General features: G+C 51.8%; 17 protein-coding genes. 12 read left to right on the top strand and 5 right to left on the bottom strand.

Going from position 1 to position 15,049, the window contains the following annotated elements; all coding sequences use genetic code 11:
* Positions 1-10 precede the first annotated feature (10 nt).
* The 4 genes from ACTNCH_RS12220 to ACTNCH_RS12205 all read right to left on the bottom strand — a co-directional run bounded on the left by ACTNCH_RS12220 (position 11) and on the right by ACTNCH_RS12205 (position 4,429).
* Positions 11-2,425 carry a glycyl radical protein gene (locus ACTNCH_RS12220; RefSeq protein ID WP_441019448.1) on the bottom strand — a complete coding sequence of 805 codons (2,415 nt, stop codon included), beginning with the start codon at positions 2,423-2,425 and terminating at the stop codon, positions 11-13.
* Positions 2,426-2,541: 116 nt separating this feature from the next.
* Positions 2,542-3,432: an AraC family transcriptional regulator gene (locus ACTNCH_RS12215; RefSeq protein ID WP_441019447.1), complete on the bottom strand. Its 891-nt coding sequence runs from the start codon at positions 3,430-3,432 to the stop codon at positions 2,542-2,544.
* Positions 3,433-3,720: 288 nt separating this feature from the next.
* Positions 3,721-3,945 (bottom strand): helix-turn-helix domain-containing protein, encoded by a 225-nt coding sequence (locus tag ACTNCH_RS12210; RefSeq protein ID WP_441019446.1) that lies wholly within the window; start codon positions 3,943-3,945, stop codon positions 3,721-3,723.
* Positions 3,946-4,189: 244 nt separating this feature from the next.
* On the bottom strand, positions 4,190-4,429 hold the full coding sequence (locus tag ACTNCH_RS12205) for a DUF2508 family protein (protein ID WP_158363866.1): 240 nt from the start codon (positions 4,427-4,429) through the stop codon (positions 4,190-4,192).
* A 229-nt stretch (positions 4,430-4,658) separates the two neighbouring features.
* Between ACTNCH_RS12205 and ACTNCH_RS12200 the strand changes: the two genes are divergently transcribed.
* The 12 genes from ACTNCH_RS12200 to ACTNCH_RS12145 all read left to right on the top strand — a co-directional run bounded on the left by ACTNCH_RS12200 (position 4,659) and on the right by ACTNCH_RS12145 (position 14,183).
* Positions 4,659-4,904, top strand: coding sequence for a pro-sigmaK processing inhibitor BofA family protein (locus tag ACTNCH_RS12200; RefSeq protein ID WP_441019445.1), 246 nt, complete (start codon positions 4,659-4,661; stop codon positions 4,902-4,904).
* Positions 4,905-5,206: 302 nt separating this feature from the next.
* Positions 5,207-6,178, top strand: a complete 972-nt coding sequence (locus tag ACTNCH_RS12195) for a hypothetical protein (RefSeq protein WP_441019444.1) — start codon at positions 5,207-5,209, stop codon at positions 6,176-6,178.
* The gene (locus tag ACTNCH_RS12190; protein ID WP_441019443.1) at positions 6,175-7,407 is read left to right on the top strand and encodes a CpaF family protein; all 1,233 of its coding nucleotides are present in this window, start codon (positions 6,175-6,177) and stop codon (positions 7,405-7,407) included. The genes ACTNCH_RS12195 and ACTNCH_RS12190 overlap by 4 nt, the downstream gene beginning before the upstream one ends.
* A 2-nt stretch (positions 7,408-7,409) precedes the next feature.
* Positions 7,410-8,147: a type II secretion system F family protein gene (locus tag ACTNCH_RS12185; protein WP_441019442.1), complete on the top strand. Its 738-nt coding sequence runs from the start codon at positions 7,410-7,412 to the stop codon at positions 8,145-8,147.
* Between the two features lies 1 nt (position 8,148).
* On the top strand, positions 8,149-9,504 hold the full coding sequence (locus tag ACTNCH_RS12180; RefSeq protein WP_441019441.1) for a secretion protein F: 1,356 nt from the start codon (positions 8,149-8,151) through the stop codon (positions 9,502-9,504).
* 13 nt (positions 9,505-9,517) lie between these two features.
* Positions 9,518-9,706 (top strand): Flp1 family type IVb pilin, encoded by a 189-nt coding sequence (locus ACTNCH_RS12175; RefSeq protein ID WP_441019440.1) that lies wholly within the window; start codon positions 9,518-9,520, stop codon positions 9,704-9,706.
* Between the two features lie 9 nt (positions 9,707-9,715).
* Positions 9,716-11,104, top strand: a complete 1,389-nt coding sequence (locus ACTNCH_RS12170) for a DUF5702 domain-containing protein (RefSeq protein ID WP_441019439.1) — start codon at positions 9,716-9,718, stop codon at positions 11,102-11,104.
* A gap of 169 nt (positions 11,105-11,273) precedes the next feature.
* Complete coding sequence (locus ACTNCH_RS12165) at positions 11,274-12,020, top strand: hypothetical protein (RefSeq protein WP_441019438.1); 747 nt, start codon at positions 11,274-11,276, stop codon at positions 12,018-12,020.
* Between the two features lie 3 nt (positions 12,021-12,023).
* Positions 12,024-12,446, top strand: a complete 423-nt coding sequence (locus tag ACTNCH_RS12160; RefSeq protein ID WP_441019437.1) for a prepilin peptidase — start codon at positions 12,024-12,026, stop codon at positions 12,444-12,446.
* Positions 12,437-12,853 (top strand): TadE family protein, encoded by a 417-nt coding sequence (locus tag ACTNCH_RS12155; protein ID WP_441019436.1) that lies wholly within the window; start codon positions 12,437-12,439, stop codon positions 12,851-12,853. The genes ACTNCH_RS12160 and ACTNCH_RS12155 overlap by 10 nt, the downstream gene beginning before the upstream one ends.
* A gap of 44 nt (positions 12,854-12,897) precedes the next feature.
* Positions 12,898-13,944, top strand: coding sequence for a DUF6382 domain-containing protein (locus ACTNCH_RS12150; protein WP_441019435.1), 1,047 nt, complete (start codon positions 12,898-12,900; stop codon positions 13,942-13,944).
* A 62-nt stretch (positions 13,945-14,006) separates the two neighbouring features.
* Positions 14,007-14,183 (top strand): hypothetical protein, encoded by a 177-nt coding sequence (locus ACTNCH_RS12145; protein WP_441019474.1) that lies wholly within the window; start codon positions 14,007-14,009, stop codon positions 14,181-14,183.
* Between the two features lie 664 nt (positions 14,184-14,847).
* Here the strand turns inward: ACTNCH_RS12145 and ACTNCH_RS12140 are convergent.
* Positions 14,848-15,049: KDGP aldolase (locus ACTNCH_RS12140; RefSeq protein WP_441019434.1), on the bottom strand; the 202-nt coding region annotated here is incomplete at its 5' end.

The raw sequence follows: 15,049 nt of genomic DNA, 5'->3' as shown, positions 1-15,049 counted from the left end.
GAAGCTGGACTTAGAGAGACTGCTCCGTTCTTCCGATGATATCGTCCTGGGTCTTCTTGGATAATACATTGAAGAAAGCGCTGTAGCCTGCCACGCGGACGATCAGATCTTTATGCTTCTCCGGATGGAGCTGGGCGTCGATCAGGGTCTCGCGGGACACGATATTGTACTGGACATGATAGCCGTGGAGTCGGTTGAAGAAGGTGCGGATCAACATCTCCAGCTTCTGTTTGTTCTCTTCCCTGGACAGTACCTGGGGCGTCATTTTCTGGTTCAGCAGAACACCGCCGGTAATCTTGTCGGTGGGAAGCTTGGACACGGTCTTAAATACGGCGGTGGGGCCGTTCTTGTCGCAGTTATGGGCCGGACTGCAGCCCTCGGCCAGCGGTTCAAAGGCGTGGCGTCCGTCCGGAGTGGCCATGGTTCCCATACCCTGCCCCACATTGGCGCTGATGGAGGAGGTTCCCGCGTAGCGGATACCGCCGATGGGGCCGCGGTGGTAACGGGTGCTGGGGTATTTCTTAATCTCGTCGATATAGGTGTCGTAGGCGCGTACCACCAGGAGATCTACGTCGTCGTTGTCATTGCCGTATTTGGGCGCGTCGTTGATGAGCATTTCCTGAATCTTCTGGTTCTCCGGGGACTGGAAGTCGTCGAGAATCGCATTCCAGAGCTCATCCCGGGTGATTTTTTTCTCATCATAGACGAGCTTCTTGACAGCGGCCAGGGAGTCCGCCATGTTGGCAATGCCCACCTGAAGGCCGGAGATAAAGTCGTAGACCGCACCGCCCTCTTTGATGGTCTTGCCGCGGCCGATACAGTCGTCGGTCAGGGCAGAGCAGAGGATATCGGGCACATCCCGCTCGGAGGCCTTGTCGATGGCATTTTCCACAATGACGCTGTAACGGGTCAGTTCACGCAGGGATTTATCCCAGGCGTCTAGCAGCTCCTCGTAGCTCTCCATATCCTGGAAGCGTCCGTAGCCCTTTACAAAGCGCTTGCCGCTGGTCAGATCCACGCCGTCATTCATGACGCAGAGGAGCAGACGGGGGAAGTTAATGTAGGACATGCCGGTACAGCGGTAGCCCCATTTTCCGGGAACGGCGGTCTCCACGCAGCCAATGGCGCTGTAGTTATAGGCATCTTCCTCTTTGACGCCCCACTGGATAAAGGACGGGATGATAATTTCGTCGTTGTTCAGGGCCGGCATGCCGAAGCCCAGCTTCATGACCTCGATGCACTCGTCGAAAAATTTCGGATCCAGGTTTGCATGATAGCGGACCGTCAGGTTCGGCTGGGTCAGACGGGTCTGAGCCACAGACTGGAGTACCAGGAAGCTTAAGGGATTGACAGCGTCCTTTTTGTCCACGGTCTGGCCGCCAATGGTGACATTCTGGTACATGGGCGAACCGGCGGAACTTAAGGTGTGGGCCTGGGAACGGACCTTATTGATGGTCAGGGTCTTGATCCACAGACAGGTCAGCAGTTCCAGAGCTTCCTCTCTGGTGATGGTTCCGTCCTGCAGGGACTTCTCATAATAGGGCTCCATATACTGGTCGAAACGGCCGTAACTTAAGGAATGGCCGTTGGACTCAATTTGCAGAATCAGCTGGATAAACCAGACGGACTGTACAGCCTCGCGGAAGTTGGAAGCGGGTTCGTAGGGAACCTTGGCGCAGATACGGCTCATTTCCAGAAGTTCGGCTTTCCGTGCGACGTCGCTTTCCCTGGCGGCCAGATCAGCGGCCAGTTTACTGTAGCGGAGCGCAAAAGCCCGGACCGCTTCGATGACAATCAGAACGGCCTTATAGAATACATTTTTGTCGATGCTGTCCGGGTCGGTCAGGTCGAGGGCTTCCTTGCAGGCGCGGGCCTTGGCTTCGTAACCCCGCAGTCCTTCTTTCAGAAGACGCTCGTAATTCACAGCCAGGTGGGCGTCTCCGGCGTTCAGCTTGCCTTCCATGCCAAACAGGCCGGTCTCCATAAAGACGCTGACCTCGTCGGGCAGAAGGGCTTCGCCACGGGCGCGGAGATTGTTATTCTCCCAGAAGGGAGCGATGGACCGAAGCTGTTCTTTGGTTTCCTCAGTGATGTAGAACACGTCGCCGTCGCGCTTCTCGAACAGATCTAGCTCATTCATGACGAATTCCAGGGTATATTCGGGGAAAACGGGAGCATTGCGGTTCTTGGTAGCCTGATTTCCTGCGAGAAGGGATTTATCTTCAATATAGACGGTCATATGCTCCAGAATCTTCTGCAGCATCAGGGCACGCACCATGACCCTGGGCTGGTTCAGGCTCTCACGGTAAGCCTCCGTGGCCCAGATGGCACGCTCGGCGTCCACATAGGGTTTCTCATCCAGAACTTCTTCGCGAAAAGCCTGCATGCGTTCGGTTAAAGTGCCGAAATGGTTTTCGTTTTTCATAGTGACCTCCTTTGAACGTAAATCATAGTGCTTTCGTATATATATTATACTACCATTGAACGGTCACTACGTCAATTCAAACTTTCAAATAAAAGAATAAAAAGTTTCGTTAGAAATTATATATTTTCTTTTCGGTATTCCAGAGGGGTGCAGCCATTGATTTCACGGAAGCGTCTGGTAAAATAGCTTATATCGGAAAAACCGCAGATTGTGGCGATCTCCCCGGCCTTTTTTTCGGTGGAAAGGAGCAGCCCGGCGGCCTTTTCTATGCGGTATCGCAGCAGATAGCGGATGGGCGTGGTATCGATAATCTGGCGGAAATAGCGCAGGCACATACTCTTGCTGACTGCGGCGCTGGCGGCGATCTGCTCCAGGGTCAGCTCCTCGGAATAGTGGGTCTGGATGTATTGGAGCATCAGCTTGGTGCGTTCGGCGGCTACGCTTTCGTGAGTGGACGCGACCTCTCCGGAGGGCGTGTAATGGGTCAGCAGCAGGGAGATGGCTTTTGTGAGATGATAGCGGACTTCATTTTCATAGTCGGCGGGTTCGCAGGCCACGGCATCCCATGCTGTGGTGAGATGGTCGATAAATTCCTTCTGCCAGGGGATATCCGGAGAAAAATGCTGAAACCGGAGACGCTTGTCCTGAAGAAGGGGCGCGGCGTAATTTTTCCAGAAGACCGTGTCGAGATCGCCGAGAATCCGGGGATGAAAGACTACGGAACAGCCGAAGGAAGGCTCCGGCAGGCCGTTGTTCAGGCTGTGGAGGATACCGGAGTTGATGAACAGCATTTCCCCGGCGCGGAGGGGCAAAATAGTATTTTCCACATGTACATGGGAAAGCCCCTCGGTGATGATGACGGTCTCAAATTCCTCGTGCCAGTGCCAGGGGACCAGATCCACCAGAAAGTCCTCCTGATAAGCGCCTACTGGAAAGGCCAGATTGCCGTGGGCGACAGCCTCTCTTCCGTAGGGATCGGTTTTTACCGCAGAAATACTAAGAGCCATAATCTACCTCCTGCAAAAATACAAATGACGATTTTGTCCTATAAAAATGCAATTATACTTCTATGAATCAGATAAAAATGCATATATAATTATAAAAATGGATGACGGAAAACACAAGACAAAGAGGAAAACGCCCTTTTTCCTCTTTGTCCTTAAGAAGTCATCCGGATAACCGGTGTTCGAAGTGAAAATTGTGTTTTTTCTATAACCAGGTCCTGGAGCAGACATCTCCCAATGAGTTGCTCCAAGCCATACCGGCCCGAACAAATGCCAGAATAAAAGCACGGCTTACTGACCGTGCTTTTGTTGTCGGCAGAAAGCGGACGGGCTTATGCCAACGACAGATTTGAAAATACGCGCAAAATACTTGGGCGATTCATAGCCCACAGCGTAGGCAATTTCCTCCACAGATTTCGTGGTAGTCATAAGCAGCATTTTGGCTGTATCAATTCGGATATCGTTCAGATATTCGATAATGGTTTTCCCGGTTTCCTGTTTGAAATGTTTTAGCAAGAAAGGATTTGCTGGTAAAAAACACAGAGACCAGTTCGTCCAGCAGAGCCGTTTTCCCGAAGCCTTTTTTCCGGTAAATCAGTTCCATGTAAGGATGACTGTGAAGCGAATAATCCCACAGGGGGGACAGACCGTTAAAAAGGCTGCAGAATTTAATCGTCGGCCGTGAGGACGCAATCTGAGAAAGAATATCTGAATTCATAAGAAGCCCTCTTTTTCTTTGGTTTCTTTTAGGAAAAGTCTATCACATTATTTTCTGTAAATCAATCTGCCGCACCTGTTCCAGCAGAAATTTATACCGTTTTTGCACCGAATAAATCTCATAAGTATAGCAGTCGATCAGATCCGGATCAACCACCGTCTCGAAATTCGCGTAGGCTGTGTCCAGCGCGTTTTTTGTAAGCGTCAAATCTTCCATCAGCTGCCGCCGGGCCGAGAAGCGTTCGTATTCCTCCAGCGGCTCATCTTTTTTGAATAATCCCATAAAATCCCCCGTATCTGAAAAGTCTTTTGTATAAATAGGATATTCCGATGGACTCTCCTATTATAAAAAAAATTATCGCGCTGCGGCGGAGTGGAATGATGTAGCTGAAGCGACCCGCCGCAGGCGGAGAATCCTGCAAGCAGGATTCTTTGTTCTAGTAGGAGTATAGACCGATGGAACAGGAAATATACGGAAAAACCTGGTTGGGTGAATTATTTTCAGGCGGCGTATGTATAAATCGGGGAAATGGACTGTATACATAATAAAAAAAGCAGGCGGTTCTATGAAAATTATCAACTTTCTCATCCGCGCCGTATTCGGCGCTATCGGGATTCAGGTTATCAACGCCTTGTTCCTATCCCAGAATATTTCAATTTCTGTGGGATTGAATCCATTGACGCTTTGTACGGCAGGAAGCCTTGGAATCAGCGGGATTGGGCTTCTTTATGGGATTGCGGCCCTGGGAATTTTGTGAAGCATTTACAATAGACAAACGAGAGCACAGGGGCTATACTTGAACTACCGTCAGAGGTGACGGTTGAGTCAATCAAGAATTCTTACAAAAGACCGGCGGAAAGGCTGTCGGTACTGTCTTAGGTTTGTATCAAACCATAATTCCTGAGTGGACAAGGAGTGGAAGGAGGACAAGGGATCAGTTTGCGTGTAACAGGGGAAAAGAAAAGGCCGAAGCCATTCCTTCTGGCGGCAGTATTTCTGGGACTGGAGCTGTGGCTCAGTCTGATGACAGGATTATTGCTGTGTTCCGGGGTGTAGAGAATGAGAGGGAGGCAGATGGCGGTCTGCAGCAGAGAGCGGGAGTATGTGCAGCGGTTCGCGGAGTATGCGAACCGGCGTCAGGCATCTTTGCTGACAGTTCATGGATTTACCGACAGCGGGGAACTTTCCGCCTATACAAAAGAGCACCCGGTAGACATTCTGCTTTTGTCAGAGGAATTGGCGGGGAAGCTGTCAAAAGAGAAGGAATACGGAAATATCATTCTGTTGTCGGGAGACGAGTATCAGGCTTCCTCCCAAACGGAATATCCGATGATCTATAAGTATCAGTCCTGCCCGCAGATTCTCCGGCAGGCGGTGGAATTCTATTCAGTTCAGACATCAGCAGCCCCGGGAAGGGTGCTGCGCGCAGAAAAAATGAAGTGTATCGGTATCTATTCGCCCATTGGAAGGACCGGAAAGACGGGCTTCGCATTGGCTCTGGGGAAGGAAATTGCGAAGAGAAAACGGACACTGTATCTGAATCTGGAGGAGTACTCCGGCTTTGCGGATCTGTATCCTGCGGAAGGGGACTGGACCTTATCGGAACTACTGTATTTTATGAAGCAGAAGAAACCGGCTGTTGGCTGGAAGTTGGATGGGATGCTCCGCTCTATGGGAGGACTGGATTACATTCCGCCTCTGCGCTCTCCGGTGGAATACGAGAACATAAAGCGGGAGGATTGGAAAGCGTTGCTGGAACTGTTGGAGAAAGAGAGCCGCTATGAGGTGGTTATTCTGGATCTAAGCGGGGCAGTGGACGGCTGGTATGAGCTTCTGGAGGAATGCAGCGGCATCTACACACCAGTGGAGACAGATGAGATCGCGGCGGCGAAGCTGCGGCAGTATGAGGAGACACTGAAGCTCATGGAACGGGAGCAGATACTGGAGAACAGCAAAAGGCTGGAGCTGTCCGCCTATGACGGACTGGAGCTGCTGGTGAAGGCAGAAGGAAAAAGGTGGTGCGAGCCTTGAGAAAGGACTGGGAAGCATTATCCCGGGAGCTTCAGAAACGGGTGCAGGAGCGTCTGGATTTGTCAAGGGAGCAGTCGGATCAGGAGGTTCTGGCGCTGATTGACGAAGAAATTTTGAAGAAAAGTGGAGAAAGGTATCTGCTTCTGGATGAGAAGCTGCAGCTTCAGAAAGAATTATTCAATTCTATGCGAAGACTGGATATGCTGCAGGAACTGATCGAAGACCCGGACGTTACCGAGATCATGGTAAACGGTCCCCGGGACATATTCGTGGAACGGGGCGGGCGTCTGACCCGCTGGGAAGGATGCTTTTCTTCCAGAGAGAAGCTGGAGGATGTGGTACAGCAGATGGTCAGCTTCTGTAACCGGAGTATATCCAAGGCCAGTCCCATAGCGGACGCACGTCTGGCAGACGGATCCCGCGTAAATATCGTGTTGGATCCGGTAGCTCTGAACGGGCCTGTGGTGACGATTCGCCGTTTTCCCAAAGAACCGATCCGAATGCGCCAGCTTCTGGAATGGGGCTCCATCAGTCCGGAGGCGGTCAGCTTTTTGCAGAAGGCAGTACAGGCCGGATACAACATCTTCGTAAGCGGCGGTACCGGATCCGGGAAAACAACGGCGCTCAACGCCTTGTCGGAGTTTATTCCCATGGATGAGCGGATTATTACCATTGAGGATAATGCGGAGCTTCAGCTGGACCGGGTGGAAAACCTGGTAACCCTTGAGGCCAGAAGCGCCAACCCGGAAGGCGAACGGGAGATTACCATTCGCGATTTGATTAAGACGTCTTTACGAATGCGCCCCGATCGGATTATCGTCGGTGAGATCCGCGGGGCAGAGGCTATCGATATGCTGCAGGCTATGAATACCGGACATGACGGCTCTTTAAGTACGGGACACGCCAACAGTCCGGCGGACATGCTGTCCCGTCTGGAGACCATGGTGCTGATGGGAATGGAGCTGCCGCTTACGGCAGTGCGGCGTCAGATTGCGTCGGGCTTAGACCTGATCGTGCACCTGGGCAGAGTCCGGGACGGAAGCAGGAAGATATTGGAAATTGTGGAAATAGAAGGAATGGATCGGGACGAGATCCGGCTTCGCACCCTGTTTTCCTTCGAGGAAGAAAAGGGGAAGGAAAAGACTGCAAAGGTCGTAGGACAGCTTCAGAAAAAGGCGGATCTTCTCCATACGGAGAAGCTTCGGGCAGCTGGAATAGGAGGGCTGTAGGCGTGGATTATGGGATCTTTAGATTCAGCAGAAGGGAATATCTGCGGTACGGTCTTGAAGCAGCTTTCCTCACCGGTGTGATTGCGTTTTGTTTTTATAATTCTCTATGGGCTTTGGTATTGTGGCCGGCGGTTTTCTTCTGGTATCTCCGGGAAAAACGGAGGACGCTTCTGGCGAAGCGGAAAAGCGTCCTGAAGGGACAGTTCAAGGATGCAGTACAGGGAATGGCCGCCGCCCTGGCTGCAGGATATTCGGTGGAAAACGCGGTGCGGGAAGCCGCAAAGGATCTGAGAATGCTGTATGCAGAGAATGCGGATATGGTACAGGAGCTGGCAGCTATGCAGAGACGGCTGGATTCCAATCAGACTCTGGAGTCGGCTATCGGAGATTTTGCGGCGCGGAGCGGCCTTTCGGAGGTAGAGACCTTTGCGGAAATCTTTGCAGTGGGAAAGCGAAGCGGCGGGGATCTGATTGGAATTTTGGAGGATACGGCTCGGACCATTGCCCAGACCGTGGAGACGGAGCGGACAATTGAGGGAACACTGGCTTCCCGCCGTTATGAGCAGCGGATTATGAACGGGATTCCGTTTGTCATTGTGCTGTATCTGCGGACAGGCTGTCCGGGTTTTATGAATCCGGTCTATGGCAATGCAGTGGGTGTGTGTGTGATGACGGGCTGTCTTATCCTGTATCTGGCTGCCTGGTATCTGGGAAGGCGTATGTTGGAAATCGAGGTGTAAGGTGAAGCTTTTACAGAAAATCAACCGGCGTCTGTTAAACCTGGGAGAAAAGGGATATCCGGGCCGGGAGACTGTGGCAGAAAATCTGCGGATTCTGGGCGCGGATCAGAATGTGGAAGAAACGCTGGAGCTCTTCTACAGGAAGAAACTGAAGACGCTGGTACAGGTGACATTGGCCGGACTGCTTCTGACAGCTGGCATGGCGCTCCGCGAATGTGGAAACAGTCTTCCGGAAAACGGATATTTTCTGCCGCGAAGGGACAGGGCGTATACACAGGAGCTCTGGGCGATTCCGGAGCCGGATTCAGGCAAGGAAAAGGAAGCGATCACGGTGGAGATAGAGCCCCAGGGAATGACACCGGAACAGATAAAAAAACTGCTTTCGGAAGAAACTGGGAGAATGGAAAGCTATATCCTCGGAAAAAATTCCTCCCTGGAGGAGGTACGGACCGATCTGAGGCTGATCCGGGAGATTGAAGGGACGCCCATTACCGTAGACTGGGAACTGGATTCCTATGAGGTGCTGAATCTGGACGGCAGCATCCGAAAGGAAAAGGTAACAGAGGATGGCACGATTGTGGGAATCCGGGGGCGTCTTCGGTGTGAAGGCCAGGAAAGGGTCTATGAGGCTGCCGTCCGGGTGCTTCCGGAGCTTCAAAGCCCTGAGGAGCAGTGGAGGAAGGCTTTAGCGGAAGCAATGGAGAGCCTGCGGGTGCAAAGCCGCCTGTCAGAACGGGAGGAACTGCCGAAGGCAGTGGAAGGAATTTCCTTAAGCTGGAAGGAAAAAAAGAATTCCACCGTGATTTTTTTCCCGGTTCTGACAGGACTCTGCCTGATCCTGGTATATATGGCCGGAGATCAGGAATTGAAAAAGCAGGTGCAGGAGCGGGAATGGGAGCTGCGGCGGGATTATGCGCAGATGGTAAGTAAGCTGATGCTGTTGATGGGAGCGGGAAGCGCAGTGCGGACGGCCTGGGAAACCATGGCGCAGGATTACGAACGGAAGCGGAAAGCAGGTGGGAAGCGCCGCTATGTCTATGAGGAAATGTTGTTGACCTGCCGGGAGCTGCAGAACGGCGTTTCAGAGGGACGGGCTTACGAAAACTTTGGACTACGGTGCCGTCTGCCCTGTTATCTGAAGCTGGCCGTCCTGCTGGAACAGAATTTAAAAAAGGGGAACAAGGGTCTGAGCGCGCTTTTGCGGGCCGAGGTAACGGAGGCCTTTGAGCAGAGAAAGGAGCTGGCCCGGGAACAGGGAGAGAAGGCAGCTACGAGGCTGTTGTTCCCAATGGTGCTGACGCTGGCGGTGGTAATGCTGTTGGTGCTGATCCCGGCCGGGATGTCCATGCAGGTATAGAAGGAGGAAACAGATGAAATTGTTAAGGAGATGGAACAGATTATGGAAGAAGCTCTGGAGGGACGAGGAGGGAATCGGAACCGTGGAAATGATCCTGATTCTGGTGGTTCTGATTGCTCTGGTGTTGATTTTCAAGAGCAAGCTGACCTCTCTGGTGAATGAGATTTTTGATAAAATTACAAGCCAGAGCCGGCTGGTATAAGAAGCAGGGATGCAAAGACGGGGAGAAATTACGGTTTTTTTAAGTCTGCTGCTTTCTGTGGTGCTGTTTTTCTTTGAGGCCTTATTTCAGTCGGCAGGCAATGCTCTTTTCCGCAGCCAGATGGAGGAAGCCCTGGAGCTTTGTGAGTATTCGGTGCTTTCGGAGTATCATAGAGAACTGCTGGAGCGTTATGGGCTTTTCTATCTGGATCTGGGTTATGGCGGAGGCGCAGAGAAGAGGGAATATCTGAATCAGAGAGCAGAGGAGTTCCTGAATCTGAACCTGAAGCCCGGAAGCGTGAAGGCTCTGGAAACCTGGGATTACGCAAGAGCGACAGATGAGCAGGGCATAGCCTACTATGAGCAGGCAGTGTCGGTCATGAGGGCAGAGAGTGGAGCAGGGGTGTTGGAACGGTTGAAAGAATATGCCGGGTATGGGCAGACAGCTTCTGAAAAGGGAGAAGACTACCGGGAGGCGGAGGAACGAGAAAAAGGAAATCTGGAGGAACTCCGGAAACGCAGAGAGGAAGAGGAAGAAGAGGGGACGCCCAATCCGGCGGAACAGATGGAGCAGCTGAAGAAGGGAAGCATCCTGAATCTGGTGCTTCCGGATCCGGGAGCGGTTTCCGGAAAACGGGTCGATCTGCAGGAAAGTCCCTCCGGACGGAGCCTTCTGGAGGGAGTGGGAGCAAGAGGCAGAAATGTGCCGGGAGCGCTCCATGACGCCTGGTTTCTGGCCTATCTTCTGGAGCATTTCAGCGACGCTTCGGAGTTCTTAAGCGGGGAAAAGGAAAGCGGGCCATGGCTCAATTACCAGCTGGAATATATGATAGCCGGGAAGGAGACGGATATTGCTAACCTAGAGACGGTCTGTGGGCGGCTGCTGGTTATTCGCGAGGGAATAAATTACGCCTATATTTTATCAGATCCCGGAAAAACAGCGGAGTGTACAGCCCTGGCAGCTTCGCTGGTGGGAGTCACATTGATTCCGGGGCTTGTGGAGGCCGTCAAGCAGGTGCTGCTGTTGACCTGGGCTTATGCGGAGAGTGTGCAGGACGTACGGCTGCTGCTTGGCGGAAAGCGTGTGGCCTTCCGGAAGGATGCAGCGACCTGGAGAACGTCTTTAAGTGGGATAATGGATCTCTCCAATCTGTCAGAAGCAGACGGGGAGGGGGATCCGGATGGGCTGAGGTATCCGGAGTATCTGGGTATTCTTCTGATTCTGACCGGACGGGAAAAAAGGATCATGCGGAGCCTGGATGCAGTGGAAGGAGTGATTCAGGAAGTATCCGGCAGACGGTTTTATCTGGATCAGTGTGTGGATGCGTTCCGGATTCGTGTAATCTGCGAAAACGGGCAGGAGTATCCGGCAGAGCGGCAATTCTGCTATGAATGGTAAAAAGGGGTGTACCGTGATGTTTTCCCGTACAGAGGCATGTCTGAAAAAATTCAAAGCTCTCCAGGCAGTGAATGGCGGCAGGACTGCCGATCTCAAAGATTTCGACCAATCTGTTTCTTGCCCTGACAGCGGGAGAACATCACGGTGGGCCCCTGGAAAAAAGGGAAGCATGACTGTAGAGGCGGCATTGGTCTTTCCGTTCTTTTTGCTGGTTGTAACTGCCTTTCTGTACCTGCTGGTGATGGTACAGTTAAAAACGGAGATAGGAAGAAGCCTGACGGATACAGGAAAGCAGCTGGCGGAGCTGGCTGTATATTCGGACACGACGGGAAGTATCGGATCTTCTGCGGCGGTTATACTATATGAAAAGCAGGAACTTAAGGAATATTTGGACGGAAGGGCTGCCACAGCGGTTCTTCGGGACGGAACCGATGGAATCTCCGCGCTGGGAAGCAGCTGGGACAGAGATAAATCCCTGATTACACTGCAGGCTTCCGGACAAGCGCTATTCCCGCCAGGGTTTACCTGGTTTCACCCAGTTTCTATCCGACAGAAACGGGTGGTCCGGGGCTGGACAGGGTTTGGAGGCAGGGAAGATTCCGGAAATTCGGAAAAAGCGGAGTTGGTCTATGTGACGGATTATGGTACCGTTTATCATCGGGATTTAGGCTGCCGTTATCTAAAGTTATCGATTCATCAAAAGGAGCTTTCCCGGGTGGACAGCCTGAGAAATCATTCCGGCGGTAAATATTATCCCTGTGAGAAATGCTGGAAAGAGGGAGCGGACCGGGTATTTCTCACAGATGACGGAACGCGGTATCATCAGAGCCTGAACTGTTCTGCCCTGATTCGCGGAATTCATACGGTACCCTTGTCTGAGACAGTATTACCACCCTGCTCGGTATGTGGAGGTTGAAGGATGTGGAAGGAATATTATGTGGCAGTTCTGTTGTTGCTAAACAGCGTATGGGACTGGAAGCTAAGGGAGGTCTGGCTTCCGAGTGTTTTCCTGTCATTCGTCCTGGGACTTTTGTGGAACTTCGGATTTCATGAACTGACGGCATGGGAGCTGCTGGGAGGTCTGGGAGTCGGCGTAGGTATGGTGTTCCTGGCTGTTTTTACGAAGGGAGCGGTGGGACTGGGAGACGGTTGGCTATTATGTGCCACCGGAGTATTTCTGGGCGTGTCCGGAAATTTTGCGCTGCTGTTGACCGGTTCGATCCTGTGCGCCGGGGTTCTGAGCCTTGGGCTGTTGTCCGGAAAAGCGCATGGGAAGGATACGTTTCCCTTTGTTCCCTTTTTGTTTCTGGCGCAGCTTCTGAGGATAGTTTTATGGATTTGAGATGGAAAAAGGGAAGTTTTACGGTGGAGGCTTCGCTCATAATGCCCTTTTTGATTCTGCTTATTTTTGTAATGTTGTGCCTGGGACTGTTCTGGCATGACCGGAGCGTGCTTGCTTCCTGCGCGGCAGAACTGGCTGGAAAGGGCGCGTCAAGAAAGTATGAGACAGAGGCGCAGCTGGAGAACTGGATCAGGACGGAGGCAGCAGGACTTGCGGAGGGACGGCTGTATCTGCTGCGGTTGACGGAGGCTTCCGCGGAGGTTACCAGAGACAAGGTGACGGTGCGCTACACGGGCCACACGCCGCTTCTGGGAGGGCTGGAGACCAGGGAACAGGAAAGCGCACAGCGGCACAATCCGGTGAGTGCCCTTCGAAAAAGCAGGATCATAAAAGAAGTGACAGAGTAACGGGCGGATACGAAACCGGTAGTCGGCAGGAAAGGTGTAGAGAGATGGAGGTTAGCTACAGACGGGAGCTGGATCATAATTATCTGGTTCTGGAGGAAAAGGAATATCAGGAAAATTATCAGGTGCAGATGCTTCTGAAAAACCGGATACCGGGGTTCCTGGAGTGCCGGATGACGAGAGTAGACAGAGACGCTCTTCTTTATTATGAAATTACCTCCCGGCAGAATTTGAGACTGGTGTTGGAGAGGAAGCGGATCAGCCTTCCGGAGTTGCGAAAGCTTCTGGAAGAACTGGAACAGGCGATTGCAATCTGTGAGGAATATCTGCTGGATGCGGATCGGATTTTGCTGCAGCCGGAGTATCTTTATCTGGATCCGGATACCTGGAAAGTTTGGATTTGTTTTTATCCCTTTGAAACGCAGGAGTCAGGCGGAGGGCTGTTAGGACTGGCAGAATATCTGCTGGATCATCTGGAACGGCAGGATTCCGGGGCGGTGACCCTGGGCTATGAATTTTACCGGATGGCGGGAGAGGAGAATCCTTCTGTCCAAAAACTTCTGGAAGAGTGGAAAGCAGGAACCGCAGAAAAAGAAGCGGAAGGGCAGCGTGAAAATCAGGGAGCGGAGGAACAGGAAAAAAGAAAGCAGGAGGCGCATTATGGGGAGACTGCGAAGCAGGGTAGCGGGGGAACCGTCTACTGCCGGGAAAATCAGCCGGGAAGTAGGTTGGCGGAGCATTTCCCGGAGTGGGTGGACAGCACCTCTGGTGGCACCGCCTGTCTGGCCGGTCTTAGGGAACCGGGACTTTTTCTGCGGAGCGAGAGCGCGGCATATCCGGATCTGCGGATTCAGAAGGAAAGCTTCCTGATTGGTAAAAAGAAGGATGCGGTAGACGGCTGGCTGAAAGCTAGGGGAATCTCCCGGATTCATGCCAGAATCTCTCGGGAGGAGGACTGTTATTACCTGACGGATCTCAATTCCACCAATGGAACCTTCTTAAACGGCGGCCGCCTGGGCGTCAATGAAAAAGCCCGCCTGCGGCCCGGCGATTCGGTGGGATTTGCGGACGTCCGGTATGTGGTGGAAGGGTAAAAGAAGCTTGTAAACAGAATATGGATCCGCTATACTGGTGATACAGAAAGGCGGTGGCAAGAGTGGAAGAAATGCAGGACAAAGAATTGCTGATGATCCTGATTGATCAGTACGCAAATTTACAGCGTATCAAAAAAGCCAACGGCGATACGGTCAATGAAGAGCTGGATTATCAAATCAGAGCTACAGCGGCGAAGCTAAATTCAGTGGGAATGAATCTGGAGGAGCTGACGCTGTAGGAAGGCGTGGAACAAGAACACATGAAGTATACAAAAGAGAAAAGAACAGAGAAGATAAAAGAATGAGGATGCTGCGATTCAGAACGATGACAGCATCCTCTTTTTTAGCTTGCGCGCCATAGGCATGCTTTAACGGGAGAAAGTCCCGAACACGCCCAGATAGTGGGAAGTGTATAGTCGAACAGTAAGGGTGTCCATTGCGAGGTGGAATCTGAAGGAAGCTGTAAGCAAATGAAGTCTAATAACTATCACATTTGTAGCAGCAGAGTAAATGTGGCGGATATATGGAGAGAAAGAGGTCTCATTAAATAAGTTTGAGTATGTCTCGTATTACAGAAACGACAAAACATCTGTCGTAACTAATCGGGTAAAGGGTGCACGAATCAAGCGAGACAGAAAGGAAAAAACGCATGGACATATCATACCCTCTGGGTACAAGTGGTTTAAAGGATACGGGTTTAATGCTGGAAACAAAGTGGTAAACTCCCGCACTAAGTAAAGAAAGACTGATAAGTTAGGGCTACTATGATTTAGCGATAGCTTATCAGTCCATGCACGTCAATTATTGAAACCGCCGTGTACCGAACGGTACGCACGATGGTGAGAGAGACGGCGGCTAGTCACCGCTTCCTACTCAATTGATATTTAAAACTTGTTTCTGAACTTATACCAGCTCTTTCACGATAGCCAGCAGCTTCTTCACATCCTCAATGCGGGTGTTGCCGGTAGCTTTGTCGATGATAGAGGAGTATACGTGCGGAATTACCTTCTCCACGCCTGCGTTCAGGATAGTTTCCATGATCTCACGGAAGTTATCCAGATCGATACCGCCGGTCGGCTCCATGATGAAGTGGTTTCTCGCGCAG

This window comes from Candidatus Merdisoma sp. HCP28S3_D10, from assembly GCF_052065835.1.
GTDB lineage: Bacteria > Bacillota > Clostridia > Lachnospirales > Lachnospiraceae > Laedolimicola.
Note: the sequence above shows the minus strand (reverse complement) of the source record. Positions and strands in the feature narration are given on the sequence as shown.